We start from the raw sequence: 26,084 nt of genomic DNA, 5'->3' as shown, positions 1-26,084 counted from the left end.
CGTGTCTCCCCTTTATGACGCTTAATCGTACAGATAATAAAGGGATTGTGCGGTCAAGTAAAGTAAAAAGTATGTGACGCCGGTAATGGGGAGAGGCTCACAGGAGCCGGTCCAGGGCCTCTTCAACCGATTTGACCCCGATTACTTCCATCCCCTCCACGGCGGTCACCTGCTTGAGGCTGCCGGCGGGGATGACGGCCCGGGTAAAGCCGAGCTTGGCCGCCTCCCGTACCCGGGTTTCCGGCTGGGTTATGGCCCGCACCTCTCCGGCCAGTCCCACCTCGCCCACAACCACCGTCTGGGGATCGATGACCTTGTCCAGATGGCTGGAGGCGAGGGCGGCCACCATACCGAGGTCGGCGGCCGGTTCGCTTACCCTCGCCCCGCCGGCGGCATTCAGGAAGATGTCCTGCCCCGCCATGTGGAGTCCCACCTTCTTGTCGAGGACGGCCACCAGGAGGGCAAGACGGTTGGCGTCGACCCCCAGGGTGGTGCGGCGGGGAACCCCCAGGGAGGAAGGGGTGACCAGGGCCTGGAGCTCCACCAGGAGCGGACGGCTTCCCTCGATGGTGGTGACCACGGCGGAGCCGGACACCCCCAGGGGGCGCTCCGAAAGGAATATTTCCGAGGGGTTGCGGACCTCGCAGAGTCCCCCCTCCTTCATCTCGAAAACGCCGATCTCGTTGGTGGAGCCGAAGCGGTTTTTGACCGCCCGCAGGATCCGGAAGGCGTGCCCCCGGTCCCCCTCGAAGTAGAGGACCGTGTCGACCATGTGCTCCAGGACCCGGGGGCCGGCGATGGAGCCGTCCTTGGTGACGTGCCCTACAATGAAGGTGGGGATGGCGCTCCGTTTCGCCGCCACCATGAGGCGCCCCGCGCACTCCCGCACCTGGCTCACGCTTCCGGGGGCCGATTCGAGCCCCGGGGCGTACATGGTCTGGATGGAGTCGATGACCACGGCCCGGGGGGCCACGGCGCCGATCTGGGCCAGCACTGTTTCGAGGGCAGTTTCGGCCAGGATGAGAAGCTCCTTTGCCCGGATACCGAGCCGCTCTCCCCTCAGCCTCGCCTGCCGGGCCGACTCTTCGCCGGAAACGTAGAGGACCGGTCCGACGGTGCGCGCCAAGTGGTCCATCACTTGCAAGAGAAGGGTTGATTTTCCGATGCCGGGATCGCCGCCGATAAGGATGACGGAGCCGGCCACTAACCCTCCGCCCAGGACCCGGTCGAACTCGGATATGCCGCAGGGGAGCCGTTCTTCCGCCTCCCCCGCCACGTCGCAGATGGGGACCGGCGCCACGCCGGAGAGGGGGGCGGAGGGGCCTTTCCCCTTGCCCCGCACCTCTTCCACGAGGCTGTTCCAGGCGGAGCAGTCGGGGCACTTACCGAGCCACTTGGCCGACTGGTATCCGCAGTTCTGGCAGACATACAATGTCATGGTTTTCAAACGGATTATCCTCCGCAACGGGTTCGAGGGGTGGCGCAATGCTCAGTTCTAAACCGATTCGGAGTGTCTGTCAACGGAGCCACAGGACAACCCGTGTCAGGAAGTTGTCGCCGGCGTGCTCCCTTTGACAGGTGCGTGGGCGTTGTCCCGACCATAAAGGAGACAGAGATGGTTACTCGGGAGGAGCAGCACAACCGACGTGATAATGCCGCCTCACGTCGTCGCGGTGCTGCCTTGGCCGAACTCCACAAGGCCCTCAAGGCCATGGGATTCTACCCTGCGGGGCATCCGCTCCGGGCGGAAAGCCTCCGTCTTGCCTTCGGCGCCCTTCGCGAGGCCGTGGGGGAGGAGCATCTTCTGCTGGCGGTGGGCAAGGGGGGCTTTGCCGTTCCCGACGGGGAAGCGGCCGTGGAGGATAATCCCATGGCCCAGGCCCTCGCCCGGGAGCTCTTTATCCGGAGGGTTCGCCGCATCGCGTTTCTGGCAGACCTCACCCTGACAGACCTGGAGTCCTTTCTTTCCCTTCTTTCCCTCGATTATCGGAGCATTCCCTCTGCCGGCGGCATGGAGGCGCTCATGGCGCAACGGGGGATCACCACCATCTGGGCCAATGAGATCGATCTGTCCGCCATCGGCCGCAAGCGGCAGGAAATTCAGGACTCCTTTGCCGCGGCGGGGCAGGGACCATCTGTCGGGGAATGGCAGCCTGGCGAGGCGTTTCTGAAAGAAATTGAGGAGGCAGAGATCGATACGGCGCTTTCCGTGATCCCTGCGGCGGAGTTCCATGCCGACGGTGCCTGGGAGCAGCAAACGACGACTCCTGAAGAGCTCATCGAACTCATGGCGCGGGAGCCCGATGACGAACGCTATCGCGAGCTCAGTCGGGCTTTCGTGAAAGAGTGCCTCCGCCTTCAGGACGACAGCGAATTCGAGCGGCTCTTTCCGCTCCTTGAGCGTCTACTGCAGCAGGCCAATGACGGGGAGATGGGACTCGCCCGGCGCGGCAGCGCCCTCCTCGCCTTCGACCAGACGGTGGGGACGGGGATGGTCGGTTTTCTCGTGCGGCACCTGGAGGAACACGGGGCCACGGAGGGGGACCGCCTTCTCCCCTTCTTCGCCGAATTGGGCTCCCGGGCAGCGGCTCCCCTGGCGGCGCGGCTTCGCTGCGCCGAAGGGGTCCGTCCCCTCAGGAATCTTGCTTTGGGGCTTTTGGCCGTGGGAGACGAGGCGGTCGAGCCCGTGCTTGAACTTCTTGCCGACGGGAGCGATCCCGTGGTTCAGACGGCGGCGGAGATTCTCGGCGAGATCGGCGCGGGTGGCTGCTTGGCGGAACTGCGGCAATGCCTTGGCCATCCCGCTGAGGGGGTGCGCCGCGAGGTCCTCAGAAGCCTTGTGCGCATCGGCGGTCCCGAAGCGGAGGAGGCGATCATTGCCTGTCTCGACTCGTCCCGCGATCCGGCCCTACGACGCCTTGCAGCAGTCTCCCTTGGGGCGCTCCGGAGCGGCCGGGCGGTGGAGCCGCTCCTTGCCGTCGTGGCCAGGAGGGATCTCTTTGCAAGCACGTTCTCCCTCAAGAAGGTTGCTCTTGCCGCCCTCGGCAAGATCGGCGACCGGCGGGCCGTTCCCGCCCTTGTGGCGCTGTTGGGGAGTCGGCACTGGTTTTCCCGGCGGCGGGGAGAGGAACTGCGCTGCCTTGCCGCCGCCGCCCTCGGCCAAATTGGTGATACGGCAACGCTTCCCCTTCTTTCGGAGCTGGCTGCCAAGGGGGGGCGCCTCGGCGCGGCCTGCGACGGGGCCGTCGGCGCCATAGGGCAGCGACAGCAGGAGGGAGCCCATGACTGATTTGTCCCTGGCCCAGGCGCAACGGGTGGTTCTTCTTCTGGCGGGCACCGTGAAGGGGTACTCCCTCTATCCCGAGGCCCATCCTGCCATTGCCCAGCCCCTGCGAGAGACCTGCACAATTTTAGAGCAAATTCTCAGGGGGAGGAACGATGTCCGCCTTGGCATCCACGACGGGGTTCTCTTCCTGGAGCAGCACCTCTTCTTTACTCCCACCGCTTCAGTGGATGAACTGGCAGGGATTCTCACGGCACGGGAAATCCGGGCCGTCACCTTCCTGCGGGGCCTTGTCCCTGACGAACTGGCGGCACTCGTGGCCCTTCTGTCCCGACGGGAACTCACGGGGGGGGGCCTGGCGGCGGAGCTTGCCCGGCGAGGGGGGGGCCACGTGGCTCTGGAGCTGGAAGAGCACCGGCAGGAGGAGGCGGAGGAGTTCGATCCCTCGGCCACCTACCGGCAGGCTATCACCGCCGTCAGCGCACTCTTTGAGGATATCGAGAACGGACGGATCCCCAGCACGAAGATGCTCCACGGCGTCGTGGACCGGGTGGCCGACCTCACCATCCGGGAACCGTCGACACTCCTGGGGCTTGCCATGATCAAGGATTACGACAATTACACCTTTTTCCATAGTGTCAACGTGGGAATCCTTGCCATGGCCCTGGGGGCCGCCTTCGGCATGGGGAAAGAGGAGTTGCGGGAGCTGGGTATGGCGGGTTTCCTCCATGACGTGGGCAAGACGAGGGTGGCGAAGAAGATACTCAACAAGCCCGGGAAGCTTTCCCCTGAAGAGTTCGAGGTAATGAAGCGGCATGCCGAGGACGGCGCCCGGATCATCGATGAGATGGAAGGGATAAGTTCCGGTGTTGCCCGTGCGGTCCTGGGGCACCACCTCGGTTTCGACCGCACCGGCTACCCCGGCTGGGCCAAGGAGCTTCCCTTCGGCCGCTCATGCGAGATCATTGCCGTAGCCGACTGCTACGATGCCATCACCACGCTGCGGGTTTACAAGCCTCCCCTCACCCCCCGGGAAGCCGTGGAGATGATCAGGGGACTTGCCGGAACCCAGCTCAACCCGGATCTGGTGGAGACCTTCACGGGAATGATGGGGCGCTATCCCGTCGGCACCCTGGTGCGGCTCGACACGAACGAGATTGCGGTGGTCTTCCGCCCTCCTCCCCCCGGGGGGGAGCGGCCGATGGTAAAGGTGGTGAAGGACGGCCTGGGGAGGGTGCTGCCGTCGCCGGTGGTGAAGGATCTGGCCCGTGAGGAGGGGGTGGGAATCGTCGCCGTGGTGGATCCTGCCCTGGCTGCTGTCGAGGTGTCCCGCTACCTTGAGTGAGGCTCGCTGGCTTGTGGGCCGGTCACTCCGGGAGAGGAAGCATGCCGAGGGCCGTGGCGGCCGCCTGGCGGGTCTGCGGATGGGGTGAGTCGAGAAGGGCCAGGAGCCGTTCTTCCAGGTCTGGACCGCCGATTCTGCCGAGGGCCAGGGCGGCTTCGGCATCGAGAAAGCCGTCTCCGGCGTCGAGGAAGGGGATGAGGAGGCGCGTTGCCTCCGGGGTCGGGTAATTGCCAAGGGCGGCGATTGCTTTCGCCCGAATCGCCGTACTGGTTTCCTGGAGTCCCTGGGCCAGGGCAGGAAACGCCCGGGGATGGCCCAATGCGCCGAGAACCTCGATGGCGGCCGACTTGATGTCCTCTTCCGGGCGGGACGCGCAGTAGATGAGGGGGGGGAGGACCCGCTCGCCGCCGATCTTGCCGAGGGCGTAGATGGCCTTCACCTTGGTTCCCCGGTCTCCCTTTTTCAGAAGCTCGGCCACCTCGGCAAAGCTGCCGATCCCTTCAAGGCGCTCCAAGGCCGCTGCCGCCGCTTCCCTCACGTCGCCGGCCGGATCCTTCAGGAGCGGAACGAGCCGCTCGCGCCGTTTTCCCGTTGCGTTAGACTCCATGACTGTGGCATTAGTAGCAGAATTCCCCCGGATCAACAACCCCATTAATCCAGGAAAAAGCATTTGATAACACAGCGAAACAGAGAAAACGGAGCAGCCCCGGGGATAAGCTGTTCAAGAAGCAGTTCTCCGTCTCTCCGTGATCATTCCGAATGCCGTTCTTCAGATTGAAAGGAACACGATGAAACTGGACGTGAAAGCTGCCCTTCTCTCCGCTTTTGTCCTGCCGGGTCTCGGCCAGGTCGTCCGCGGTGAGCGGGTGAAGGGAGGGATACTCATCGCCCTCGCCAATATCTTTCTCCTGGGAGCCTTTTTTCTGGTCCTCAAGGGGATGGGGCCGGTGCTCCTCGAAGCCCAGTTGGCCGGCAGTGTCGATCCGAACGCCGTTACCCGCAAGCTCGCCGCCGGTGCGCCGGCAGCACGTATTCTCCTTGCCTGTTTCGCGGCTCTCTGGTGCTTCGCTGTCGTCGACGCCTTTGTGGGCCGACGAAAAGGAGAGTAAACTGGTTTATAATTGCGTTTGACAAAATCATGTAAACTATGAGATAAACTAACGAGTTAGCATGGAGCCCCCGTTCAGGGGGCTTATGTGTATCACTGGTCAGAATGGAGCGGTGCGATGATTTATGCCGAAATCGTGGCAACAGGCGGGTGCGTTCCCGAGCGGGTCGTTCCCAATGATTTTTTCAACTACCTCGTGGATGACGCCGACACCTGGATCGCATCCCGTACGGGAATCCGGGAGCGCCGCTTCGCGTCTCCCAAGGAGTCCACCTCTGACCTGGCCACCGCCGCGGCCCGCAGTGCCCTCGCCCGGGCCAACATGGAACCGGGCGAGCTCGACTGCATCATCGTAGGCACCTCGACCCCCGACATGTATCTCCCCGCCACCGCCTGCATGGTCCAGAAAAACATCGGCGCCAAAAACGCCGTTGCCTTCGACATGAACGCCGTCTGCAGCGGCTTCATCTTCGGCGTGGAAACGGCCGACAACTTCATCCGCTCCGGCAAGTACCGACGGGTCATGGTGATCGGCGCCGACACCTATTCGAAGATCCTCGACTTCGATGACAAGGGGACCTGCCCCCTTTTCGGCGACGGAGCCAGCGCCGTCATCCTTGGCGCCACCGAGGAGAAGCGGGGAATCCTCCAGAGCATGATCTTCAGCGACGGCGGCGGGTGGGAGCTGATCCAGGTCCCCTCGTCGGGTTCCCGGTGTCCGGTCACCGCAGAGACTATCGCCGCTCACGACAACACCTTCAAAATGTCGGGCAAGCAGGTTTTCGTCTTCGCCACCGACGTCATCCCCCGGATCATCGAACAGGTCACCACCAGGGCAGGGGTGAGCGTCGGCGACCTCGACTACATCATCCCCCACCAGGCCAATGTCCGGATTATCGACTTCATCTCCAAGAAGACCGGTCTCGGCAAGGAGCGGTTCCTTCTGAACCTGGACCGCTATGGCAACACGGCTGCCGCCTCGGTGGGGCTTGCCCTGGACGAGAACCTCCGTAACGGCACCCTCAAGCCGGGGCAGCTGGTCCTCATCATGGGATTCGGCGGTGGACTTTCCTGGGGAGGCGCCCTTATCCGCCTCTGATTCCCGCTATTCCTTCGCCGGCCGTTACCACCGAAAGTCCCTTGCCGGTAAGGATTTCAACGAGCAGCTCTGGCGGCACGATCCGCTTCCATCCGTCGTGGAAGCGGTCGGCCGCCAGGATGATCCCCCCCCGTGCCAGGCGGTTCGCCAACCCCGCCACGACCCGCTCCAGAATCCGCCGTTCGTGCATGAACGGCCCGCCGAGAATTCCGTTGCAGAGAATGACATCGAAGGTTTCAGTGCCACCGGCATCGGCTGTCAGGTCTGCGGCGATGAACCGGATGCGCCCGAGGGCGCCGGTTGGGCGGAGCTCGTCCCTGAGCAGGCGGAAGGCCTCCTGTCGTGGCGGATCATGGGGGAAAAAGCCGTGGGCCGCCGCGAAGATTTCAAGGGGATCTCGGCTGGCGCCCACGATGCGGAAGCCGTAGGGCTCCAATCCCGTTTCAGCCAGGAGACGGGCCAGACCGTAGGTCCCTTCGCCGGCCCCGCAGGCGGCGTCGAGGCATCGGAGCCGCTTGTCGAACCTTCTGCCCCTTGTCACGAGCCATTGGCGGAGAAAATCACCCTGGGCAGGGTAGCGGTCGGCGTTGGCCCCGTGGCGGCGGGGAACGAAGAGGGAGAAGATACAACGGGTACGGAACTCCGCGTCGTCCGCAAGCTTTGCAAGGAGCCGGGCCGGATTTGGTTCCCGAAAGGGTGGATCGAGGCGCTCCAGGCAGTCGGGCCACGAGGGGGCCGTCTGCAGGGGCGTGCCGCCGATGTCCGGGGCGAAGGGGAGGGCGCGGCGGAGGAGCAGCCGGAAGGCCCGCCGCACCTCTTTCAGGGGAAGAAGGAGATCGGTGGTTGCGCGCATCTCCGCCGTGATGGCGAGCCCCTCCCCCCAGAGGCCGAAGGGAACCGTGCCGGCATAGACGCGAAACCGCTCTCCGAGGCGGGTGATGTGCTGCTGCAGGTCATGGTCGTCGAGGACCCCCGGGACCAGGAGGCGGCGCAGGGCCTTCTGCGTTTCGTCCGGATCGGTAACTGGACGGATACACGCCGGCGGGTGCGGCCGTGGTAAATGGTGAGGATTTTTCATCGGGCTCCCGTGGGGCTCTATTCGGAAGCCATTCTATGCAACGGATTTTCCCCTGTCCAGAGAGGATGCAGGAGGTGACGGCGTGGCCCTTTTCTCCGGAATGAAACTCTTTGTCATCATCGCGTTCAATGCCCTCTGGCCCCGGACGAAAAGGGGCGGCGCCCCTCTGCGGAACGCCGCCTCTCATCTTCCTTCCGTCCCGCCGGGCTTTACCCCCGTGGCGCCTGCCGGCATCCCCCCCATCCTGGCTGACCCCGGACGGGCCGTGAATGCTGAGGGGGATCTTTCGCTCTTTTTCCCCGGATGCCCGGCCCTGGCTGCCCCTTTTCTCCTCTTTCGCCTCAAACGGCTCGGATTCTCCCGGTGCCGCGTTCGTCTCCTTCCAGAGGGCCTTGCCCTTACTGCCCGGCGCTAACCTGCGATCTTCGTGATCTCGGTGCCGATCTGGGTGAGCGGCAGGACCGTATCGGCCACCCCCCCCTCGATGCAGGCCCGGGGCATGCCGTAGATGGTGGAGGTGGCCTCATCCTGAACGATAGTTCCTCCCCCCTTGGTCTTTAGGTGCTTCATTCCCTTGAAACCGTCAGCTCCCATCCCCGTAAGGATGACCCCGAGGAGTGAACCGTTGCAGGCGTCGGCAAAGGTGGTCAGCATGTGGTCCACCGACGGGATGTAGATGTACTGGGGATACTCGGCCGTGGCAATGGTCCGGATGGCGACGGTGCTTCCCTGGCGGACCAGCGCCGTGTGCATCCCGCCTGGGGTCACGAGCACAACGCCCGGTTGGACGATGTCGCCGGCCTTCGCCTCCTTTACCTGGAGGGAGCACTTGGTGTTGAGCCGCTCTGCGTAAGGGCCGGTAAACGCCTTGGGCATGTGGATGGCCACCACGATCCCGTGGGGGAAGTTGCCCGGGATCCGTCCGAGAACCTCCTGCACGGCCACCGGCCCGCCGGTGGAGGCGCCGATTCCCACGTACTGGTACCGCTGCCCCGCCGGTCGGGGGATTATCACAGGGCGCGGCGGCACCACGAGGCGAGGGGAAGGGGAGACCAGGGGCCTGCCGAGGATCGATATGCCGGACCCCTTCACCTTCCGCAGGAGCTCCTCCTTGAAGGCTTTCTGGGCGTCAATGCTGTCGGTGACGTTCTTGGGGATGTAGTCGATGGCGCCGGCGTCGAGGGCGTCGAAGGTGGCCTTGGCACCCTCGCAGGTGAGGGTGGAGACCATGAGAACCCTGGTCGGGGCCTTGGCCATGATCTCCTTGAGGGCTGAGATGCCGTCGAGCCGGGGCATCTCGATGTCCATGGTTATGAGGTCCGGTCTGAGGGCCAGGGCCTTTTCCACCCCCTCGACCCCGTCCATGGCCACGGCGATGACCTCGATGGCGGGATCCTTCTCCAGCACGCTCCGGATGACCATCCGCATGAAGGACGAGTCGTCCACAACGAGTACGCGCAGTTTTCTTTCCTGATTCGGAAGCATGCTTTGTCACCTGTCCTTGAAGATGTTCGTGACCAGTTCCCGGATCTCCTCCACCTGGTCGTCCAGTTCGTAGCAAAACCGTTCCACGTCAAACTCCGCAAGCTTCTTCCCCTGTTCCTGAATCATGGCCCAGGCCGGCTCATCGGCCAGGGAAAAGCTGGTCCACTCCTTCCCGCCGTAATCCAGGTTCCGGACGGTGCAGAAGAGGTCCGCCAGGTTCACGATGGCGACGAGCCGCGGCGCGTTTGTGGCCTCGCGGGGGGCGTGGTGGCAGGCGACAATCTCACAGTAGTCATCGGGGAAATGCCACTCCCGGGCCAGGCAGAGTCCCACCTCGCAGTGGGTCGTGCCGAGAATGCGTTCCTCGGCCTCCACCAGTTGCACCGGGCTCTCCCTGATGGCGTCTACCACCTTTTGGAATTTGTCCTTCAGGTAATAGCTCAGGAAGACCTCGCCGATGTCGTGGATGAGGCCGCCGATGTAGGCCTTCTCCGTATCGTGGTATCCAACCTTCGCGGCGATGAGCCGCGCTACGATGCCGACGCCGAAGGAGTGCTCCCAGAAGGGCTTTACCCCGAGCACTCCCTCTTTTCCCTCGAAGCTCTGGATGAAGGAGCAGGTGAGGATGAACTCCCTGATGTGCCGCAACCCCAGATAGACCAGCGCCCCCTTGAGGGAGGTGATGACCGTGGCTGGCCGGTAGAGGGGAGAGTTGACCATCTTCAGGACCCGGGCCGCCATGACCTGGTCGGTGAGGAGAAGCTCGGCCACCTGGTCGATCTCCACGTCGGGTTGGTCCAGGAGCGACAGGACCTGGGTGGCCACGGCGGGGATGGTGGGGAGATCAGTCATGCCGCGGATCAGAGCCGCGGCTTTTTCCATTTTGCTCAATTGTTCCACGCTATCCGTTCCACCTTTCACTTTTTGTAGGCAAATCCGCCGGGGAAGTGGACCGTTTTGAACTTGTCATTCACGCCGTGCAGGGATTCCGATTGCCCCACGAAGAAGTAGCCGTAGGGCTGGAGGTTGTTGTAGTAGTGCTGCACTACCTTGGTCTTGGATGCCAGGTCGAAGTAGATCAGGACGTTGGCGCAGAAGATGAAATCGAAGCTCTTCATGAAGACCATCTTCGCGTCTTCGTAGAGGTTTAGGTGATTGAAGCTCACCAGCTTCTTCACGTCGGGGGAGAGGACATAGCGTTCCCCCGGTTCCTGACGAAAGTATTTCTTCTTGTAATAATCGGGAGTGTTGCGCACGGAGTAGGCGTTGTAGACCCCTTCCCGGGCCTGGGCTAGGACCGTCTCGCTGATGTCGGTCCCTACGATCTCGATGATCCAGTCCTTGAGGATCGTGGCCCGCTTCTCCAGGAGGAGCATGGCCATGGTGTAGGCCTCTTCGCCGGAAGAGGAGCCTGCGCTCCAGATCCTGAGCTTGCGGAAGCCGATTTTCCCCTTGGCCGCCACGATCTCGGGAAGAAAGACGTTTTCCAGAGCCTTCAACTGGGGAGGATTGCGGAAAAAGCAGGTTTCGTTCGTGGTTATTTCGGTCAGGAGTTTCAGCAGTTCATCGGATTTGCCGGGGCCACTTTTCAAGAGCCCCATGTAGGTCATGAGGTTCGGTGAGCTGGTTGCCTCGATCCGCCGAGTAATGCGGCTCTCCAGGAAATACTTCTTGCTCGTGTGGAAATATATCCCGCAGTGATTGTAGATGAAGTCCCTGAGGACCTCGAAATCCTTGTCAGAGAGTGTCACTGGCGTCCCTTCTTCGGTTGAGTATCGTGCTTTCGGCCGGCGGGTCAGGCGGCAATGCGGCCGCCGCCGCTTCCGTCGCTGTTCTCCATGAGCCCCGCGGGGTCGATGATGAGGGTGACCCGTCCGTCACCGAGGATGGTGGAGCCGGCAATGCCGGGGAGGTTTGCCAGGTACTTGCCGAGGGACTTGATGGCCACCTCCTGCTGCCCCAGAAGCCGCGAAACCACAAGCCCGACCCGCTTCTCGGCAACCCCCACGACAACCACGTAGCAGGCGACACGGCTCCGCTCGCTCGGGGCGACGTTGAAAATCTTCTGCAGCCGCATGAGGGGGAGCACCGAATCTCGAAGCTTGAGCACCTCCTGGCCGCCGATGGTGTGGAATTCCCGTTCCTCCACCCGGAGCGTCTCCAGGACCGCCGCCAGGGGGATCGAGTAGGTCTCGTCCTCCACCTCCACCAGGAGCGACTGGATGATGGCGAGGGTAAGGGGGAGCTTCAGGATGAACTCGGACCCCTGCCCCAGTTCGCTGCGGATATCGATGATGCCGTTCAGCTTTTTGATGTTGGTTCTGACCACGTCCATGCCGACGCCGCGTCCCGAGAGGTCCGTGGCCTTCTCCTTGGTGGAGAAGCCGGGGAGAAAGATCAGGTCCAGGATCTCACGCTGTCCCATGGCGGCCAGTTGCTCGTCGGTTACCAGCCCTTTTTCCTTCGCTTTTCTCGCGATTCTCTCGGGATCAATCCCTTTGCCGTCGTCCTTGATGCTGATGACGATCTGGTTCCCCTCATGGGCCGCCGAGAGGATCAGGGTCCCCTTGCGGGGCTTGCCGGCCGCCATCCGTTCGTCGGGGGTCTCCAGGCCGTGGTCCATGGCGTTACGGATCAGGTGGATCAGCGGGTCGCCGATTTCATCCACCACTGAGCGATCCAGTTCGGTCTCTTCGCCGAAGACGAGGAGATCCACTTCCTTGCCCAGGTCCCGGGCCAGGTTGCGCACGATGCGGGGGAACTTCTTGAAGACCTTTTCCACCGGGATCATCCGCATCTTGAGGACCTGCATCTGGAGTTCCGAGGTAACGAAGCTGATCCGCTTGGAGAGCTTGCCGAACTCTTCGCCGAAGGTGTCGTCTCCGCCGTCGTTGAAATCGGTGTTGAGCTGCATCATCCGGTTGCGCTCAAGAACCAGCTCCCCCACCTGGTTCATGAGGTCGTCGAGCCGTTTCACATCCACCCGGACCGTGGTGTTGTCCGCCAGGTCATCCCCCTTTTTGTCGTCACGGGGGGCAGGGGGCGGGGGCGCCTGGACGCGGGGAGCGGGCTCGGGTGCCTTGACCGGCGCTGCCTCCGGGGCCGGAGAAAGTTCGGCAGAGGGGTGGGTTTCCGTTTCCGTCGCTTGGGGCGTCGGAGCCGCTTCGGCCGGCGCTGAAGGCGTCACGGTGGTCGCCGACGGCTTGAGAACCGTCGCTTCCTTGGCGTTTTCCGAGAGGAAGGGGAGGAGTTTGCCGACGGTCCCGTCGATTTCACGCTCGACGATGTCTCCCCCCTTGATGTCGCTCACCAGGAGTTTCACCAGGTCCACCGCCTCCAGGATCACGTCCATGACCTCCGGGGTTACCTCCAGCTCTCCCCGCCGCATGCGGTTCAGGACGTCCTCGGTCTTGTGGGTGACCTTCACGAGAAGCTCAAAACCGAGAAAGCTGGAGGCCCCTTTCACCGTATGGATCGACCGGAAAATGCCGTTCATGAGCTCCGCGTCCGATGGGGTCTTTTCCAGGGCAACCAGATCGTCGTCAAGCTTCTCGAGCAGTTCCGCCGTTTCGGTCAAAAATCCATCCAGGAGTTCCTGGTCTTCGCACTCAATCGCCATCTGCTATTCCTCACGAATGTGAAAGATATTTATTGTGTCACATCATGCCGCTGAACAGGCTTCGCTCGTCCCGGGAGATGAGTTTCTCCAGGTTGAGGAAGAAGAGGAGACGGTCGGTCTGGTTGATGACCCCCGCGAGGCACTCCTGCTCCACGGCGCTGTTGACCACGGCCGGCGGAGGCTGGATCTCGCTCTCGGAGATCCGGATCACCTCTGAGACCGCATCAACCACGAATCCCATCAGCTCCCCTTCCATGTCGATGACCATGATCCTCGTCTGGCTGCTTGTCTCCCCCTCGGGGAGGCTGAAACGCTTGCGCATGGAGATGATGGGGATTACCTTGCCCCGCAGGTTGATCACCCCCTCGATATAGTGGGGGGTATTGGGAACGCGGGTGATGCTCGGCATCCGGATGATCTCGCGCACCTTCAGGACGTTTACCCCATACTCCTCCTGCTCCAGCTTGAAGCTCACGAGTTGGATCAGTTCGCTTCTCGATTCCTCTACTTTGGTCTGCAGCGCAGTTTCCATCGCCCTCTTCCTCCTTATCCGTTCCGACTGATCGGAATTCATCGCCCTGGTCGCTTGCAAGGAAACACTTCACTGCTCGATGCAAAGAGTGTTCTCATGCCGCTCGATTCAGAATGAATCTGGCGGATAGAGGACTTTTTCGCAGTGAAGGCTGTGCATTTATATTTATCGGCGCAGCCGGTGAAAATTTTAACAATTTTTTTCGACGGTTTCTCGGTAGGTTTTGGGTCTTTGATAAAAATTGACACGCCGTGCGACAGAAAATCTGAAATGGGCGCCGCCGGCCGCATCGGGCTGGCGAGGGAGTCGGACGAATACAAAAGTTGTTTCAAGAGGTTCCCGTAAAAAATATTTATCACTGGTCGTCATTTTGTTGACTTTTGTCAGGATTATGACTACACTGACGTCCGCATCGAGATGACCCGCTCCAGATACCCAGTTTGTTCGAGGAAACCATGGATACGCCGCGACTGCTCATTGCCGACGACGACAAAAAAACCCGAGACTTTGTAGCCGCTTTTCTCAAGTACAAAGGGTACGACGTGGTCCAGGCCTGTGACGGTCAGGACGCCCTCGACAAGCTGGAAACCGAAGAGGTTCACCTTGTCATCACCGACCTGATGATGCCCCGGGTGAACGGCCTCGAATTCGTCAAGAAGCTGAAGACCATGCGTCCGGGCACCGTCATCATTGCCTACAGCGCCTTCGGCAACTACGAAATGGCCTCCAACCTCCTCAAGGCAGGGGTCTTTTTCTATCTGGAAAAGCCCTTCAATCTGGACGAGCTTGAAACGCACGTGAAGCGCGGGTTCGAGCACCAGTCCCTCCAGAGCCAGACCTACCGGGCCAAGCCGGCCCTCAAGAACCGGGCCCTCATGCCGAATATCATCGGCGAGAGCTCCAAGATGCTCTCCCTCTTCGAGCTGATCGAAAAGGTTGCCGAGTCCGATTCCACCGTCCTCATTCAGGGTGAGTCGGGGACCGGCAAGGAACTGGTCGCCCGGGCGGTCCATGACCTGAGCAATCGCAAGACTCGCAACTTCGTGCCGGTCAACTGCGCCGCCATCCCCGACGAGCTCCTTGAAAGCGAGCTCTTCGGCCACGTGAAAGGTTCCTTCACCGGCGCCGTGGCGAACCGCATCGGCCGTTTCGAGATGGCCGACCGCGGCACCCTGTTTCTCGACGAAATCGGCGACATGAAACCGAACCTCCAGGTGAAGCTCTTGCGGGTGCTGCAGAACCGCGAGCTGGAGCCGGTGGGTGCCACCCGCTCCAAGAAGATCGACGTGCGGATCATTGCCGCCACCAACCAGAACCTGGAAAAGCTGGTCGCCACGAAACAGTTCCGCGAAGACCTCTACTACCGGCTCTCTGTCATTCCCATCTTCATTCCGCCCCTGCGGGAGCGCAAGGAAGATATCCCGCTCCTGGTCAACTCTTTCCTTGAGCGTTTCAACCGCAACAAGAAGAGCAAGGTGAAGGGGATCGACTCCGACGCCATGGACCTTCTCGTCCACTACGACTGGCCCGGCAACGTGCGCGAACTGGAGAACCTCGTGGAGCGCCTCGTGATCCTCAAGGGGTTCGGCGCCATTGGTGTCAATGATCTGCCCGAAAAGTTCTCCGGCGTCACCATTTCCCCCCCTTCCGAAAGCATGACCCTTCCCGATTCGGGCATCTGCCTCAATACCGTGGTGGAGGAGTTCGAAAACAACCTCATCCTCCAGGCCCTCAAGAAGACCGGCGGCAACAAGAAGGAGGCCGCTCTTCTTCTGAACCTCAAGCGAACCACCCTCATCGAGAAATTAAAAAAGCGGAGACTCGATACAATTGCCACGTCTTTTGCATAAGACGTGGGTATGATCATCGATACTCTTATCAATCGTTCCACTCCATCCGAATCCAAACCCCAGACTGACCGCCCCACTGTTCGAGAGGCCGGTGCAGGCCTCGTCTTCGACGAGTTCCTGGCTGCCGGTACCGGTATCGACGTGCAGCCGGGAGCACGTGCCTCCGCTGCCGCTGCTGCGGAATTGATGCGGCTCGACATGATGCGGAGCGCCTTCACTCTTGGCGACTCCGAAGGTGGGGGGAATCCGCCGGCAATGGGGCGTGCCGTGGAATTCATGCTCAAGAGCTTTGCCGAAAACAGCCGGGAACCTGTTGATCCGGCATCTCCCGTGGCTGCCGGGGGATCTTCTGCTGCCCCGGTTGCTTCTGCCGCTCCCGAGCCTCTGCCCGCAAAGGGCAGTGGCAACTGGCTCGACGACGTCGTCAATCGTGCTTCACGCCGCCATGGCGTCGAGGTTGGACTCATCAAGGCAGTCATCAAGGCCGAAAGCAACTTCAATCCCAACGCCGTCTCCCCGGTGGGCGCCCAGGGGCTCATGCAGCTCATGCCTGCCACCGCCAAGGGACTCGGGGTCACCAACTCCTTCGATCCCGAGCAGAATGTCATGGCCGGCACAAAGTTTCTCAAGGATCTCCTGGCCCGTTACGGCGGGAATGTGGACAAGGCCCTTGCCGCCTACAATTGGGGGCCGGGCAATGTCGATCGCAAGCCCCATCTCCTTCCCCGGGAAACCCGCGAATATCTTGCCAAGGTGAAAGATTACTACAATCAGTACGCCTGATGGCGCCACTTGATCCCCGTCGGTCGTCAACGGCCCTTTCGCGTGATGCGAGGGGGCCTTTTTCGTGGTAAACATTCTCCGTAGCGCAGCATCGCTTTTGGGCAGGACAGGGGAGGGGATAAGGGCATGCACGACGAAGCGCTGATCAGGCTCGCTTTTTTCTTCGGCGTGCTGGCGGCGGTTGCCATCTGGGAGGTGGCGGCTCCGCGCCGACGGCTCACTGACAGCAAGGCACGGCGTTGGTACACCAATCTCTCCCTAGTAGCCATCGACACCGCGGTGGTACGCCTGACCCTTACCGTCCTCCCCGCTGACATGGCGGTACAGGCGCGCGAACACGGCTGGGGACTCATGAACACCGTCGTCCTTCCGCCATCGGCCGGGATTCTTCTGGCCTTCATCGCCCTCGATCTGATTATTTACCTGCAGCATGTCCTTTTTCACTTTCTTCCGGTGCTCTGGCGTCTCCACCGGATGCACCACACCGACCTTGACATCGACGTTACGACCGGCAACCGCTTTCACCCGGTCGAGATTTTTCTCTCGGCCGGGATCAAGCTTGGGGCGGTTGCGCTGCTCGGAGCGCCCGTTGTGGCGGTGGTTGCCTTCGAGGTGGCACTGAATGCTACCTCAATGTTCAATCATGGCAACATTCGGCTTCCTCTCACCTTTGACAGGTGGTTGCGGCTCGTCGTCGTGACGCCGGACATGCACCGTGTCCACCATTCAATTATTCTTCGGGAAACTAACAGCAACTTCGGCTTTAATCTCCCCTGGTGGGACCGCCTGGCAGGCACCTATCGTCCACAGCCCGAAGGCGGCCATGGGGAAATGACGATCGGGCTTAAGGAGTTCCGTGATCCGGCACAGCTGACCCTTTCCCGTCTTCTCGTTCAGCCGTTTGTGCGCAAATCGACTTGAAGCGGTAGCTCTGTCGCGGTGAGGACATGCGAGCTGGACCATCACAGGAGGGAGGATAGTCTGGAGGGGGAAAGGGTTTGGAGAAGCAGGCGATAAAGCGTAGCAACAAAAAAAGCCCTTCCGCATCTTACGGAAGGGCCTTCGATTGGCGTCCCCTGCCGGATTTGAACCGGCGTCGCCGCCGTGAAAGGGCGGTGTCCTGGGCCGGGCTAGACGAAGGGGACGAAGGGAAAACGACCCGGTCGGATATCCGACCGGGTCGTTCGATTGTGAATGGTGAGCCGCGTTGGGATCGAACCAACGACCACCTGATTAAAAGTCAGGTGCTCTACCAGCTGAGCTAGCGGCTCTCAAAGAGAAAACATCTTTTATCAAACCTATTGCGATGCGTCAAGAAAAAATTTCCAAACGCTCAATTTTTTACGCAAACGGGTTTCTGATCGTTATGGTTTCGTCGCGGCCTGGACCGATCGAAACAAGGACAATGGGGCAGCTGATCAGCTCCTGGAGCCGATGGACATAGAGCCGGGCCTTCTCCGGGAGATCCTCGAACCGGCGAACGCCGCGGATGTCGCTCTTCCAGCCGGGCATTTCCTCGTAGACCGGCTGGCACTTCTCGAATACCGCCAGGTTGGCCGGCAGGTCCTCAACCGGTTTCCCCTCGTAGGTGTAGCCGGTGCAGATCTTGATGGTATCGAAATCGTTCAGGACGTCCAGCTTGGTGAGCGCCACGCCGGTAAGGCCGTTGACCCGCACGGCGAAGCGGACCACCATGGCATCGAACCAGCCGCAGCGCCGGGGCCTGCCGGTGGTGGCGCCAAACTCGCCGCCGGTCTGGCGCAGTTGCTCGCCGTCGGCGTCCAGCAGCTCGGTGGGGAAGGGGCCGCTGCCGACACGCGTCACGTACGCCTTGGAGATGCCGATAATTTCGTGGATATCCCGGGGGCCAACCCCTGTTCCCGTACAGGCGCCTCCCGCGCAGGTGGACGAAGAGGTGACGAACGGATAGGTGCCGTGGTCCACGTCGAGAAGGGTTCCCTGGGCACCCTCGAAGAGGAGCTTCTTCCCCGCCGCGATGTCCTTGCAGAGAATCAGGGAAGTGTTGGCAACATACTTCCGGAGGATATCGGCGTAGCCGCTGTAGGTTTTGTGGATCTCATCGAAGGAGAGAGGTTTTTCGCCCAGGAGCTTTTCGAGGATGAAGTTTTTCTCCTCCAGGTTCTCGCGGAGCTTGCGGGCGAATATTTCGGGGTCGAGCAAATCCATGAGGCGGATCCCCCGACGGCCGATCTTGTCCTCGTAGGTGGGACCAATGCCCCGGCCGGTGGTGCCGATCTTCTTGTCGCCGCTCTTGGCTTCACGGGCCAGGTCGATCTGCTTGTGATACGGCATAATGATGTGGACCGATTCGCTGACCAAAAGGGCGCTGTCGTCCTGGAGGCGACCCTTTTCCTTCAGTCGGTTGATCTCCATGATGAAGACCTCGGGGTCGAGCACCACGCCGTTGCCGATGATGCACCGCTTTCCCTTGTGGAGAATCCCGGACGGAATGAGGTGGAGGACGGTCTTCTCGCCGTTTACGACCAGCGTATGGCCGGCGTTGTTTCCTCCCTGGTAGCGGACCACGTCGTCTGCATGCTCGGTGTAGATATCGACAACCTTGCCTTTTCCTTCATCGCCCCACTGGGCGCCAACCACTACCACGTTTGCCATGTTCTTCTCCTTGTCAGGGAAGGGTATTGAGCGAAAAATCGTTCCGCATGAGATCGGCCTTCTTGACGGCCGTCCCCCGTTTGTCTGCCACCCGTACAACGTATGCTTCGTCGGCTGCGCAGTAGTCGCCGCCGATTACCATCATTCTGAGGATATTCATCCGCCGGGCATAATCGAGGGAGTCGTTGAAGTCCCTGTGGATGATGTCGCGGGCGGTGGAGTAACCCAGTGCCCGCAGGTGCTGGGCGATTTCGAGGGCCTCCCGGCGGTCGTCCTTGAGGTTGAAGATGAGGAGATCGCGGGTCTTGCTCGCCTCCACATCGGGCCGCTTTTCCAGTGCGTTCAGGAGGGCCAGGATATTGAAGGCGAAGCCGGTGGCCGGGGCTGGATATCCGTAGCGCTGTGTCAGGTTGTCGTAGCGCCCGCCGCTGCAGACCGCCTCGCCGATTCCGGTCACGAACCCCTCGAACGTGAGGCCGCTGTGGTAATCGAGCCCCCGGATCTCCCCCAGGTCGAGGGTCAGGTGGTCGGAAACGCCGTGGATATCCAGAATGTCCAGCACCTGCGCGATATTGTCCAGTGCCCGGCGGGATGAATCGGAAGTAGCAACCCGCGCCGCTTCGGCCAGCACCTCGCGCCCGCCAAATAGGCGCGGCAGCGCGGCGAGCTCTTCCTTGATCCGGTCCGCGACCGGCTCGGTTTCGAGGATTGCCCTGACCGCCGACGAGTCCTTCTTCCCCACTGCCTCCTGGAGCCGCCGGCGCGCATCGCCGCCGAGCCCCGAAGCCGCCATGACCCCGCGGATGAACCCCGTATGCCCCAGATCCACCTTGAATTCTTCGAACCCGAGCCCCTTCAGGATTTCCACCGCCATGGCAACCATCTCGGCATCAGCCTCGGGGGAATCGAGCCCGATCAGCTCGACCCCAGCCTGAAACGTCTCGCGGCTTCGACCCGACTGGAGTTCCACGTGCCTGAGCACCCGGCCGATATAGTAAAGTCGGTGGGGAAGGGGGCAGCCCCGCATGCGGGTTGCGACGATACGGGCCACCTGGGGGGTGATGTCCGAGGGAATGGCCAGGAGCTTACCGGTTTGGCGGTCGTCGAAGCGGAAGGTCCGCTCCTTGAGATCCTCGCCGAGGCCCGCGGCCATGACGTCCTGGAACTCCAGGAGCGGGGTGATGATCCGCCGGAAGCCCCAGAGTTCGAACACCCTGCGGATTTTCCCTTCGATGTAGCCGATCTTGTCGGCCTTTTCGGGAAGAAAGTCGGTTACCCCCTTGGGAAGGGGCGCTTCTATGGGAGCGGGATTTGTCAAACGCGTGTCCTGTGAAGTGAAAAAAAGTGCTAAACCGTAAGCAAAACGGGAAAAATCGTAGCAGCATACGGGTTCGATGTCAACGAAATATATCCCCTCGAAATTGCTGAAAAACAAAGAAAAAAGCGGCCCGAAGACCGCTTTGCGGCAAACCGCTGCGAAGAGACATCGGTTCAGCAGCGCATATGACGAACAATCATTCTTGAGTACTCCGTAAAGTCTCCAAGTCTTCGCTGCAGAATGCCGAAGACTATTTCGTCGTCGATTTTGCCGTAATCGTGGACGATCAGATTCCGAAACGAGGCCATCGGTTGGAGGGCTTCCAGGAGCTTCGCATTAATAATTCCCCCTTCGGCAAGGACTTTGAATACATCCCTGTTGTCCTCGGGCTCCCGCAGTCCTTCATCCGCTATAATGTGATAACCCAGGTCAAGGCAGGCCTCTATGGCTATCTGCAAGGTCCGTTCAACGAACCTCTTGGTCCGGAGGTCGGCTGAATACTCGGCAAAGCTCATGGACTGAACCGATCGGAGGTCATTGACATATCCTTCCAGCAGCCCGATGAGTCTCTCCGCCACTTCCCTGTCAACCATTGCCGTCTCCCTGCAAAAGCCTTTCCTCCCTCTTGCTTACGAAGAGATGGTGGGCCGGGAGAAAATCGAAATACATCTTGCGGGAACGGATTTCGAATGCCAGGCGCGCTCTCCTGTCACGTTCATAAAGGACGATGCCGTGCTTCAGCACCTGCCGCTGCATGAGAATTCCGCACTGGTCCAGCACCAGTACATCCACCTCCGTTTTCAAGAGGCTCGCAAGGTCGGACATTGCCCTCAGGCGGTAGTCGTACGCGGGCTTTTCCCGGAGAAGGACCGCCAAATCGATATCGCTCTTCGCCGTGGCCTTCCCCGTGGCCTGTGAGCCGAAGAGGTAGACTGCCGTCACCGCCTCGTCGCCGGCGAAAAACGCCCGGATTGTTTCGGTCATGGCATCGTTCACAGGCTCGGTACCTTTACTCCACCCTCTTCACCACCACCACGCTGGCTCCCTTGTCCAGGAGCCCTTCCTTCTTCACCACCTCCAAGGCCACAAGCTCCTTGCGGGCACCGTCATAGAGGTAATCGGCCAGGTAGCTCTGGCTCTGCTTGGTGTGCCAGACCTCGTCCAGGGATGATCCGTTCCAGGTAAAGGCATAGATGCTGCTCTTTTTGTAGGCGCGGTTGTTGCCGATGACGAACATCCCCTCGTTTTTCGGCACGATCACCTCGCCCGATGGGGAAACCGTAATCCGTTGCTCCAGGAAGACCCAGCGGAAGGGGTCGCCGGTCCTCTGGACATTGGCCAGATCCTCGCGCTTGAAGTAGGTCTCCGAACCGCCGAACTTGTCGCTGCTCCGCCACAGTTCCTCGCCGGCGGCGGAATAGACGATGAGGTACCCGTCGTCGTTCAGCACCGCGGTGCAGCTGTTACCCGCCGCGTCACGGAACTGGTTGAAGTTGTACAGGTAGCCGAAGCGGGGGAGCTTTATGGGATTTTTCAGCTCAAAGCGGTCACCGGCTTTGACCACCTCGTAAACGTCGCCGTAGAAATCCTTGTCGGTGCTCATCTGCTGGGCGTACATCTTATACTCTTTGCCGTTCAGGGCGATTCCGCGGAAGTAATAGGGGAGCTTGGCCGCGACCCGCTTGAGGGAATCCTTTTCCGCCACCCATACCTGGGAAGCGAGCGAATCGCCGTTGAGGACGGTCAGGTAGGCTTCGGGGGTCCCGTCGCCGTCCAGATCGGCGGAATCGACAGCAATCACCCGGTCGCCGGGAGAGAACGATACCTCGGCCACCAGCTTCAGCCCCTCCCTCTTGCGATAGAGGCGCAGGGCCTGCTCGTCGGCCACGTAGAAATCCCGTGTCCCGTCGGCCGCCGCCTTGCCCGGGGCAATGCCGATGAGGGTACCCGTGAGCCGCTGGCTCATCCAACCGCCCGAGGCGGTGCGGGTAAGATCCTGGGGCTTCACAATATCACTGGTGGTGGACGCCTTCACCACATCCGCGGCCGGCTGGGGAGCGGATGGGCGCACCACGTCGGAGACGGGAACCGGTACCGGCGCGGCGACCGGTTGGACAACCGGCTGCGGCACCATCACCACGCCCGGCTTCACCTTGGCCGCGATCTCGGCCGCCAGGCTCTGCCCCAGCTTGCCGGCGGCGGGGATCAGCTCGTCCTGGCTCTCCCCCTGCTGGAACGACCGGGCAATGACCCGGCCGCTCGTATCCTTGGCCACCGCGTCGAGGCTGAAGACCTTGCCGAAGGCGATATAGCTCCCCTTCACCAGCACATCGGCCCCCACCGGTGAGTCCACCGACAGCACCGAATCATTGCTCAGGCGCGATGCAAACAGCGTCTGCAGCGTCGACTTCAGTTCATCCTTGTTGGCGGCGCCCGTCACCGCGAACTCCGACACGTAAACCCTGATCTGGGCCGCGAACAGGGTGGAGGCGGCCGTGAGGGCCACGAACAGAACTGCGCAGAGAAGGGAAAGTCTTTTCATTGTTGCTCCTGGAAGAGGTGTTACCTTCTTGATTGTTGCTGAGTTACTAGGTTGCGCAGGCCGATTATTGCAAACCGCCTTTACCATGTCAAAGCATTAGTCGTCGGCTGAATCACCACTGCGGCACACTGAAACAAAAAGAGGGGAGAGTTGCCTCTCCCCTCGGGATGGTGCCGGTGCGGGACGGGTTAATTGCCGCCACCCTTGAGGATGTCGTCGAGCAGGGCGTTGGCCTCGTCAAGCTTCTGCTGGAGCTTCTTGATCTCGTCGGCGGAGTAGACTTTCTTCCCCTTCTTGATCTCGGAGTTGAGCTTCTTGATCTTCTTCTGCAGAGTGTCGACCTCCATACCGCAGTTCTTGGAAGCCAGGAGGCACTGGTCCTTCTCTTCCTTGGTCATCTCAGCAGCGAAAACCGGTACGGTAGCCGACATCATAAATGCCGCCATCAACAATACAGCCATCTTCTTCATGGTTGACCTCCAAGTGGATAGTTGAACTTCCTGTTCATTTAGTTAACCAGACAGCGCGGTAAAGTCAAACGGCACAGCGTAAAGAAAAACCGGGGGGAAGCAGCGCTTCCCCCCGGCGTCGAGCATTACTTAGAATGCGTAGTTCAGCATGATGCGGCCCTCGTACGGGTCGCGCGGGGTTTGAGGATTGGCTGCCGTGCCGACAGTATCCTTGTAGTAGTCGCCAAGGAACACATAGGCGCCCTGGAGGCTGGCGGTCAGGTTGTCGAACACCTTATAGCCGATTTCGCCGTTGATCTCGGTGCCGAGGTAATCACTCTTGTGGCCGCCAATCGTGACGCGCGCGGAACCGAAGTCGTCGTTCCCCGTGGCGGCAGCCACGAAACCGGCATTGACGTTGGCGAAGGCCTTGGGAGTAATGTTGGCGTTGTAGCCCACAAAGCCGCCGATGACGTTGGTCACGTTGTACACGATGGCCCGGTCGCCGGTAATGTTGTACTTGTTCCGGAACAGGATCATCATGTCGGACTCATAGAAGCTGTGCTCGCCGTTGGCTCCAGAGGTCTCGTTGGTGATCCCGTAATAGGTGTTGTCATCTCTTACCGTGCCTCTCTTGCTGTCGCCGGAGGCATAGAGGAACGACGCCTTCAGGGTGCCAGGGCCCAGCTTCCCCTTGCCGGTAAGGTTGGCGGCCCAGCCCTTCTGGTCGATCTTGTCCGGCCCGTTGGTGCGGGCGGTCTGATAGAGGAGGAAGCCGTCCAGGGTGAGAGGTGCGAACTTTGCTTCAGCGTTCACGCCGAAGGTGTGGCGCATGTAGTCATAAGTTTGGGTGGTTGATGTGGGGACGAAGTTATCCCCGGCCTTCTGATCGACGTTGAGGAGGTAGTAGGAGGCCCCAACCTTCACGTCCTTGGTGATGTTGTACTTGCCGTCCACGATGTAGAGGTCGCGCTTGGCCTTACCGGGGGTGGACGTTGATCTGCCAGCTGCTGAACCAAGGGTAAAGGTGTCGGCGTCGTCCAACCGGGCGAAGCCGACCACCACGGAACCGTTGCCGAGCTTGGCGGTGGCAAGGGCTGCGGCCACGTCGGTGTTGAAGAAGACCCCCTTGTAGGAGTCGACGAGCGGCTGGATACCGACCTTGAAGTTCATGGGGGTGGAGGGGATGTTGAAGTCGAGGTAGACGTTCTTGGTTTCCAGGTTCACGGTGTCGGCGCCGATGGCGCCGCCGGAGTTGCGGCCGTTGGCATAGGAGTTGTCACCCCAGCGGGAGTCGATCTCGAAGTGGGTAACCAGTTTGAGATCGTCGTTGGCCTTGGCGATGTACATGAGGCGGGCCCGCTGCTCGACGAAGCTCCTGGTCTTGGGGTCTCTTCCCGTGGTTGCGTCTGTAGGCAGAAGGCGCCCGGAACCACCGTCGTTGAAGTTTGACATCGTCCCGAACACCCGGAACATCCCGTGGAACTCGTTTTCCAGCGCCAGGGCCGGAACTGCCGTCGCAGCGGTCAGCGCACAGGCTGCGGATACTGCCAATACTTTCTTTTTCATGTTGCCTCCTTCATTGGTGATAATAACTGCATATGAGAGTTGTGGTGCTAAAAGCCGTGGTTTGTTGTGCTGTTTCGCCGATCACCACCTTTCCCGAGAGAAATGTCCAGACGTAACTGGCTTAAGTACCCCCTCCAAAAACAAAAACCCTTTTCGCCCTTCTCAGGGAAGGGGGAAAAGGGGTCGTTCAGTCAATGCGCCAAACCTGCGGGAGACCCCGCCGGTTGCGAACATGCAAGCAAAATTGTGATAAGGACGTGTAGACATCGGCACCTGTGCGTTCATATCAGGGATGAGATTCTACTTAACAATCAGGTTCTGTCAATCGCAAACTGCATGGGGCACTGCGTCATCAGTGTGAAAACGTGGATAATGCCTGGTTAATGTCACGAATATGTTACATTTTTATCGCAATAACGTTAAATTGCAAAATAGCGTTCTAAAATTCAGGGACACTATAAAGAGATTAAAAGCAATGTCAAGAAAAAAATCCCGATAAATCAAGGCCTGGGGAGGCTTTATGCAGTCAGTGCCCCATCTGGCAGAGTTCGGTCAGGACCCCACGACTTGTTTTAGGGTGGATGAACGCGATGCGGGCGCCGTGGGCGCCGTTTCGCGGCACGCTGTCGATCATCCGGGCGCCGTCGGCCACGAGCCTGGCGATGGCCGCTTCGATGTCCTCCACCTCGTAGGCGATGTGGTGGATGCCGGCGCCGTTCTTCTCGATGAACTTCGCCACCGGGCTGTCGTCGGATGTGGGCTCCAGGAGCTCGATCTTCGATTCACCGATCTGGAAAAAGGCCACGGTGACCTTCTGCTCCGGAACTTCCTCGGTGCCCATGAAGGCCATGCCGAGGTTGTCGCGGTAGAAGGGAACGGCGTCGGCGAGGGATTGGACGGCGATGCCGATATGGTTGATTTTGGTGAGCATGGGAAAACCTTTCTGAATAACACGGAGATACGGAGAGCACGGAGAAAATCAGAATATTATCCGTTTGATTCCCTCTTTCAGGTATTTCGTATAAAAGTTCATGAGAAGCCCAACTCTCAATCCTGAAAGCTTCAAATAGGTCTGAAGCTGTGCTTCGTGGACCGGGAGAATGGTGTCAACGCACTTCAATTCGAGAATGATCCTGTTTTCGACAACCAGATCCATGCGGAGTCCATCATCAAGGTTGATGTTCTTGTATCGTACCGGCAAAACCTTTTGACGTTCTACGTGTAAGCCGGCTTCTGATAATTCATAGGCAAGGCAGGCTTCATAAACTGATTCGAGAAGCCCTGGACCGAGCGTACTGTGGACAACAATGGCTTTGCCAATAATCAGGTCGGTCAATTCTGATTCTAAGAGCTTTTTCTCCGTTTCTCCGTCTCTCCGTGTTATTCCCAT

Annotated in this window: 25 protein-coding genes and 2 tRNA genes; 8 read left to right on the top strand and 19 right to left on the bottom strand. The window is 60.6% G+C overall.

Going from position 1 to position 26,084, the window contains the following annotated elements:
• Nucleotides 1-97 precede the first annotated feature (97 nt).
• Nucleotides 98-1,438 carry a DNA repair protein RadA gene (gene radA, locus GMET_RS16425; protein WP_035468633.1) on the bottom strand — a complete coding sequence of 447 codons (1,341 nt, stop codon included), beginning with the start codon at nt 1,436-1,438 and terminating at the stop codon, nt 98-100.
• Between the two features lie 177 nt (nt 1,439-1,615).
• Here radA and GMET_RS16420 point away from each other — a divergent pair, with 177 nt between their 5' ends.
• Both GMET_RS16420 and GMET_RS16415 read left to right on the top strand, forming a co-directional pair.
• Complete coding sequence (locus GMET_RS16420; protein WP_011366173.1) at nt 1,616-3,289, top strand: HEAT repeat domain-containing protein; 1,674 nt, start codon at nt 1,616-1,618, stop codon at nt 3,287-3,289.
• Complete coding sequence (locus GMET_RS16415) at nt 3,282-4,628, top strand: HD-GYP domain-containing protein (RefSeq protein ID WP_011366172.1); 1,347 nt, start codon at nt 3,282-3,284, stop codon at nt 4,626-4,628. The genes GMET_RS16420 and GMET_RS16415 overlap by 8 nt, the downstream gene beginning before the upstream one ends.
• A 22-nt stretch (nt 4,629-4,650) precedes the next feature.
• Here the strand turns inward: GMET_RS16415 and GMET_RS16410 are convergent, their stop codons facing one another.
• Nucleotides 4,651-5,235 carry a HEAT repeat domain-containing protein gene (locus tag GMET_RS16410; protein ID WP_011366171.1) on the bottom strand — a complete coding sequence of 195 codons (585 nt, stop codon included), beginning with the start codon at nt 5,233-5,235 and terminating at the stop codon, nt 4,651-4,653.
• Nucleotides 5,236-5,416: 181 nt separating this feature from the next.
• Here GMET_RS16410 and GMET_RS16405 point away from each other — a divergent pair, with 181 nt between their 5' ends.
• Both GMET_RS16405 and GMET_RS16400 read left to right on the top strand, forming a co-directional pair.
• On the top strand, nt 5,417-5,737 hold the full coding sequence (locus tag GMET_RS16405; RefSeq protein ID WP_004512710.1) for a hypothetical protein: 321 nt from the start codon (nt 5,417-5,419) through the stop codon (nt 5,735-5,737).
• Between the two features lie 117 nt (nt 5,738-5,854).
• Nucleotides 5,855-6,835: a beta-ketoacyl-ACP synthase III gene (locus GMET_RS16400; protein WP_004512709.1), complete on the top strand. Its 981-nt coding sequence runs from the start codon at nt 5,855-5,857 to the stop codon at nt 6,833-6,835.
• On the opposite strand, the gene GMET_RS16395 is transcribed toward GMET_RS16400, so the two are convergent.
• Nucleotides 6,822-7,913, bottom strand: a complete 1,092-nt coding sequence (locus tag GMET_RS16395) for a CheR family methyltransferase (RefSeq protein WP_004512708.1) — start codon at nt 7,911-7,913, stop codon at nt 6,822-6,824. The genes GMET_RS16400 and GMET_RS16395 overlap by 14 nt on opposite strands.
• Before the next feature lie 82 nt (nt 7,914-7,995).
• Here GMET_RS16395 and GMET_RS16390 point away from each other — a divergent pair, with 82 nt between their 5' ends.
• Nucleotides 7,996-8,328, top strand: a complete 333-nt coding sequence (locus tag GMET_RS16390) for a hypothetical protein (protein WP_004512707.1) — start codon at nt 7,996-7,998, stop codon at nt 8,326-8,328.
• Here GMET_RS16390 and GMET_RS16385 read toward each other — a convergent pair.
• Genes GMET_RS16385 through GMET_RS16365 form a run of 5 tightly spaced genes read right to left on the bottom strand, consistent with a single transcriptional unit; the run spans nt 8,325 to nt 13,549 of the window.
• Nucleotides 8,325-9,398, bottom strand: coding sequence for a protein-glutamate methylesterase/protein-glutamine glutaminase (locus GMET_RS16385; RefSeq protein ID WP_004512706.1), 1,074 nt, complete (start codon nt 9,396-9,398; stop codon nt 8,325-8,327). The two genes, GMET_RS16390 and GMET_RS16385, sit on opposite strands and share 4 nt — an antisense overlap.
• A gap of 6 nt (nt 9,399-9,404) precedes the next feature.
• Nucleotides 9,405-10,298, bottom strand: a complete 894-nt coding sequence (locus GMET_RS16380; RefSeq protein ID WP_004512705.1) for an HDOD domain-containing protein — start codon at nt 10,296-10,298, stop codon at nt 9,405-9,407.
• A gap of 17 nt (nt 10,299-10,315) precedes the next feature.
• Entirely contained in the window at nt 10,316-11,149 is an 834-nt protein-coding gene (locus GMET_RS16375) for a CheR family methyltransferase (protein ID WP_004512704.1), read from the bottom strand.
• 44 nt (nt 11,150-11,193) lie between these two features.
• Nucleotides 11,194-13,017, bottom strand: a complete 1,824-nt coding sequence (locus tag GMET_RS16370; protein ID WP_004512703.1) for a chemotaxis protein CheA — start codon at nt 13,015-13,017, stop codon at nt 11,194-11,196.
• A 37-nt stretch (nt 13,018-13,054) separates the two neighbouring features.
• The gene (locus tag GMET_RS16365; protein ID WP_004512702.1) at nt 13,055-13,549 is read right to left on the bottom strand and encodes a chemotaxis protein CheW; all 495 of its coding nucleotides are present in this window, start codon (nt 13,547-13,549) and stop codon (nt 13,055-13,057) included.
• A 455-nt stretch (nt 13,550-14,004) separates the two neighbouring features.
• On the opposite strand from GMET_RS16365, the gene GMET_RS16360 reads away from it, so the two are divergent.
• The 3 genes from GMET_RS16360 to GMET_RS16350 all read left to right on the top strand — a co-directional run bounded on the left by GMET_RS16360 (nt 14,005) and on the right by GMET_RS16350 (nt 17,103).
• On the top strand, nt 14,005-15,399 hold the full coding sequence (locus GMET_RS16360; protein WP_011366169.1) for a sigma-54-dependent transcriptional regulator: 1,395 nt from the start codon (nt 14,005-14,007) through the stop codon (nt 15,397-15,399).
• A gap of 9 nt (nt 15,400-15,408) precedes the next feature.
• Nucleotides 15,409-16,182 carry a lytic transglycosylase domain-containing protein gene (locus GMET_RS16355; RefSeq protein ID WP_004512700.1) on the top strand — a complete coding sequence of 258 codons (774 nt, stop codon included), beginning with the start codon at nt 15,409-15,411 and terminating at the stop codon, nt 16,180-16,182.
• A gap of 126 nt (nt 16,183-16,308) precedes the next feature.
• Nucleotides 16,309-17,103: a sterol desaturase family protein gene (locus tag GMET_RS16350; RefSeq protein ID WP_004512699.1), complete on the top strand. Its 795-nt coding sequence runs from the start codon at nt 16,309-16,311 to the stop codon at nt 17,101-17,103.
• 146 nt (nt 17,104-17,249) lie between these two features.
• Here GMET_RS16350 and GMET_RS16345 read toward each other — a convergent pair.
• The 11 genes from GMET_RS16345 to GMET_RS16295 all read right to left on the bottom strand — a co-directional run bounded on the left by GMET_RS16345 (nt 17,250) and on the right by GMET_RS16295 (nt 26,084).
• Nucleotides 17,250-17,327, bottom strand: a tRNA-Glu gene (locus tag GMET_RS16345).
• Nucleotides 17,328-17,377: 50 nt separating this feature from the next.
• Nucleotides 17,378-17,453 (bottom strand) — tRNA-Lys (locus tag GMET_RS16340).
• A 70-nt stretch (nt 17,454-17,523) separates the two neighbouring features.
• Nucleotides 17,524-18,816, bottom strand: coding sequence for an adenylosuccinate synthase (locus GMET_RS16335; RefSeq protein WP_004512698.1), 1,293 nt, complete (start codon nt 18,814-18,816; stop codon nt 17,524-17,526).
• A 13-nt stretch (nt 18,817-18,829) separates the two neighbouring features.
• Complete coding sequence (locus GMET_RS16330; protein ID WP_011366168.1) at nt 18,830-20,134, bottom strand: ATP phosphoribosyltransferase regulatory subunit; 1,305 nt, start codon at nt 20,132-20,134, stop codon at nt 18,830-18,832.
• Nucleotides 20,135-20,307: 173 nt separating this feature from the next.
• On the bottom strand, nt 20,308-20,727 hold the full coding sequence (gene hepT / locus GMET_RS16325; RefSeq protein ID WP_004512696.1) for a type VII toxin-antitoxin system HepT family RNase toxin: 420 nt from the start codon (nt 20,725-20,727) through the stop codon (nt 20,308-20,310).
• Nucleotides 20,720-21,118, bottom strand: a complete 399-nt coding sequence (gene mntA, locus GMET_RS16320; protein ID WP_004512695.1) for a type VII toxin-antitoxin system MntA family adenylyltransferase antitoxin — start codon at nt 21,116-21,118, stop codon at nt 20,720-20,722. Before mntA ends, hepT begins: the two co-directional genes overlap by 8 nt.
• A gap of 25 nt (nt 21,119-21,143) precedes the next feature.
• A complete protein-coding gene (locus tag GMET_RS16315) occupies nt 21,144-22,676 on the bottom strand; it encodes an FG-GAP-like repeat-containing protein (protein ID WP_004512694.1) in 1,533 nt (510 codons plus the stop codon).
• 188 nt (nt 22,677-22,864) lie between these two features.
• On the bottom strand, nt 22,865-23,146 hold the full coding sequence (locus GMET_RS16310) for a hypothetical protein (protein ID WP_004512693.1): 282 nt from the start codon (nt 23,144-23,146) through the stop codon (nt 22,865-22,867).
• 129 nt (nt 23,147-23,275) lie between these two features.
• Nucleotides 23,276-24,694, bottom strand: coding sequence for a hypothetical protein (locus GMET_RS16305; protein WP_004512692.1), 1,419 nt, complete (start codon nt 24,692-24,694; stop codon nt 23,276-23,278).
• Between the two features lie 526 nt (nt 24,695-25,220).
• Entirely contained in the window at nt 25,221-25,625 is a 405-nt protein-coding gene (gene mce / locus GMET_RS16300; protein WP_004512691.1) for a methylmalonyl-CoA epimerase, read from the bottom strand.
• Between the two features lie 48 nt (nt 25,626-25,673).
• A complete protein-coding gene (locus GMET_RS16295; RefSeq protein ID WP_004512690.1) occupies nt 25,674-26,084 on the bottom strand; it encodes a GxxExxY protein in 411 nt (136 codons plus the stop codon).

Source organism: Geobacter metallireducens GS-15 (assembly GCF_000012925.1).
GTDB lineage: Bacteria > Desulfobacterota > Desulfuromonadia > Geobacterales > Geobacteraceae > Geobacter > Geobacter metallireducens.
The sequence above is the reverse complement of the archived record's forward strand: the minus strand, read 5'-3'. Positions and strand labels throughout refer to the sequence as shown.

Bases quoted from the DNA above. Each gene is read 5' to 3' on its own strand.
- radA (WP_035468633.1), bottom strand. From the start codon at position 1,438: ATGACATTGTATGTCTGCCAGAACTGCGGATACCAGTCGGCCAAGTGG.
- GMET_RS16420 (WP_011366173.1), top strand. From the start codon at position 1,616: ATGGTTACTCGGGAGGAGCAGCACAACCGACGTGATAATGCCGCCTCA.
- GMET_RS16415 (WP_011366172.1), top strand. From the start codon at position 3,282: ATGACTGATTTGTCCCTGGCCCAGGCGCAACGGGTGGTTCTTCTTCTG.
- GMET_RS16410 (WP_011366171.1), bottom strand. From the start codon at position 5,235: ATGGAGTCTAACGCAACGGGAAAACGGCGCGAGCGGCTCGTTCCGCTC.
- GMET_RS16405 (WP_004512710.1), top strand. From the start codon at position 5,417: ATGAAACTGGACGTGAAAGCTGCCCTTCTCTCCGCTTTTGTCCTGCCG.
- GMET_RS16400 (WP_004512709.1), top strand. From the start codon at position 5,855: ATGATTTATGCCGAAATCGTGGCAACAGGCGGGTGCGTTCCCGAGCGG.
- GMET_RS16395 (WP_004512708.1), bottom strand. From the start codon at position 7,913: ATGAAAAATCCTCACCATTTACCACGGCCGCACCCGCCGGCGTGTATC.
- GMET_RS16385 (WP_004512706.1), bottom strand. From the start codon at position 9,398: ATGCTTCCGAATCAGGAAAGAAAACTGCGCGTACTCGTTGTGGACGAC.
- GMET_RS16370 (WP_004512703.1), bottom strand. From the start codon at position 13,017: ATGGCGATTGAGTGCGAAGACCAGGAACTCCTGGATGGATTTTTGACC.
- GMET_RS16365 (WP_004512702.1), bottom strand. From the start codon at position 13,549: ATGGAAACTGCGCTGCAGACCAAAGTAGAGGAATCGAGAAGCGAACTG.
- GMET_RS16360 (WP_011366169.1), top strand. From the start codon at position 14,005: ATGGATACGCCGCGACTGCTCATTGCCGACGACGACAAAAAAACCCGA.
- GMET_RS16355 (WP_004512700.1), top strand. From the start codon at position 15,409: ATGATCATCGATACTCTTATCAATCGTTCCACTCCATCCGAATCCAAA.
- GMET_RS16350 (WP_004512699.1), top strand. From the start codon at position 16,309: ATGCACGACGAAGCGCTGATCAGGCTCGCTTTTTTCTTCGGCGTGCTG.
- GMET_RS16335 (WP_004512698.1), bottom strand. From the start codon at position 18,816: ATGGCAAACGTGGTAGTGGTTGGCGCCCAGTGGGGCGATGAAGGAAAA.
- hepT (WP_004512696.1), bottom strand. From the start codon at position 20,727: ATGGTTGACAGGGAAGTGGCGGAGAGACTCATCGGGCTGCTGGAAGGA.
- mntA (WP_004512695.1), bottom strand. From the start codon at position 21,118: ATGACCGAAACAATCCGGGCGTTTTTCGCCGGCGACGAGGCGGTGACG.
- GMET_RS16315 (WP_004512694.1), bottom strand. From the start codon at position 22,676: ATGAAAAGACTTTCCCTTCTCTGCGCAGTTCTGTTCGTGGCCCTCACG.
- GMET_RS16310 (WP_004512693.1), bottom strand. From the start codon at position 23,146: ATGAAGAAGATGGCTGTATTGTTGATGGCGGCATTTATGATGTCGGCT.
- GMET_RS16305 (WP_004512692.1), bottom strand. From the start codon at position 24,694: ATGAAAAAGAAAGTATTGGCAGTATCCGCAGCCTGTGCGCTGACCGCT.
- mce (WP_004512691.1), bottom strand. From the start codon at position 25,625: ATGCTCACCAAAATCAACCATATCGGCATCGCCGTCCAATCCCTCGCC.
- GMET_RS16295 (WP_004512690.1), bottom strand. From the start codon at position 26,084: ATGGGAATAACACGGAGAGACGGAGAAACGGAGAAAAAGCTCTTAGAA.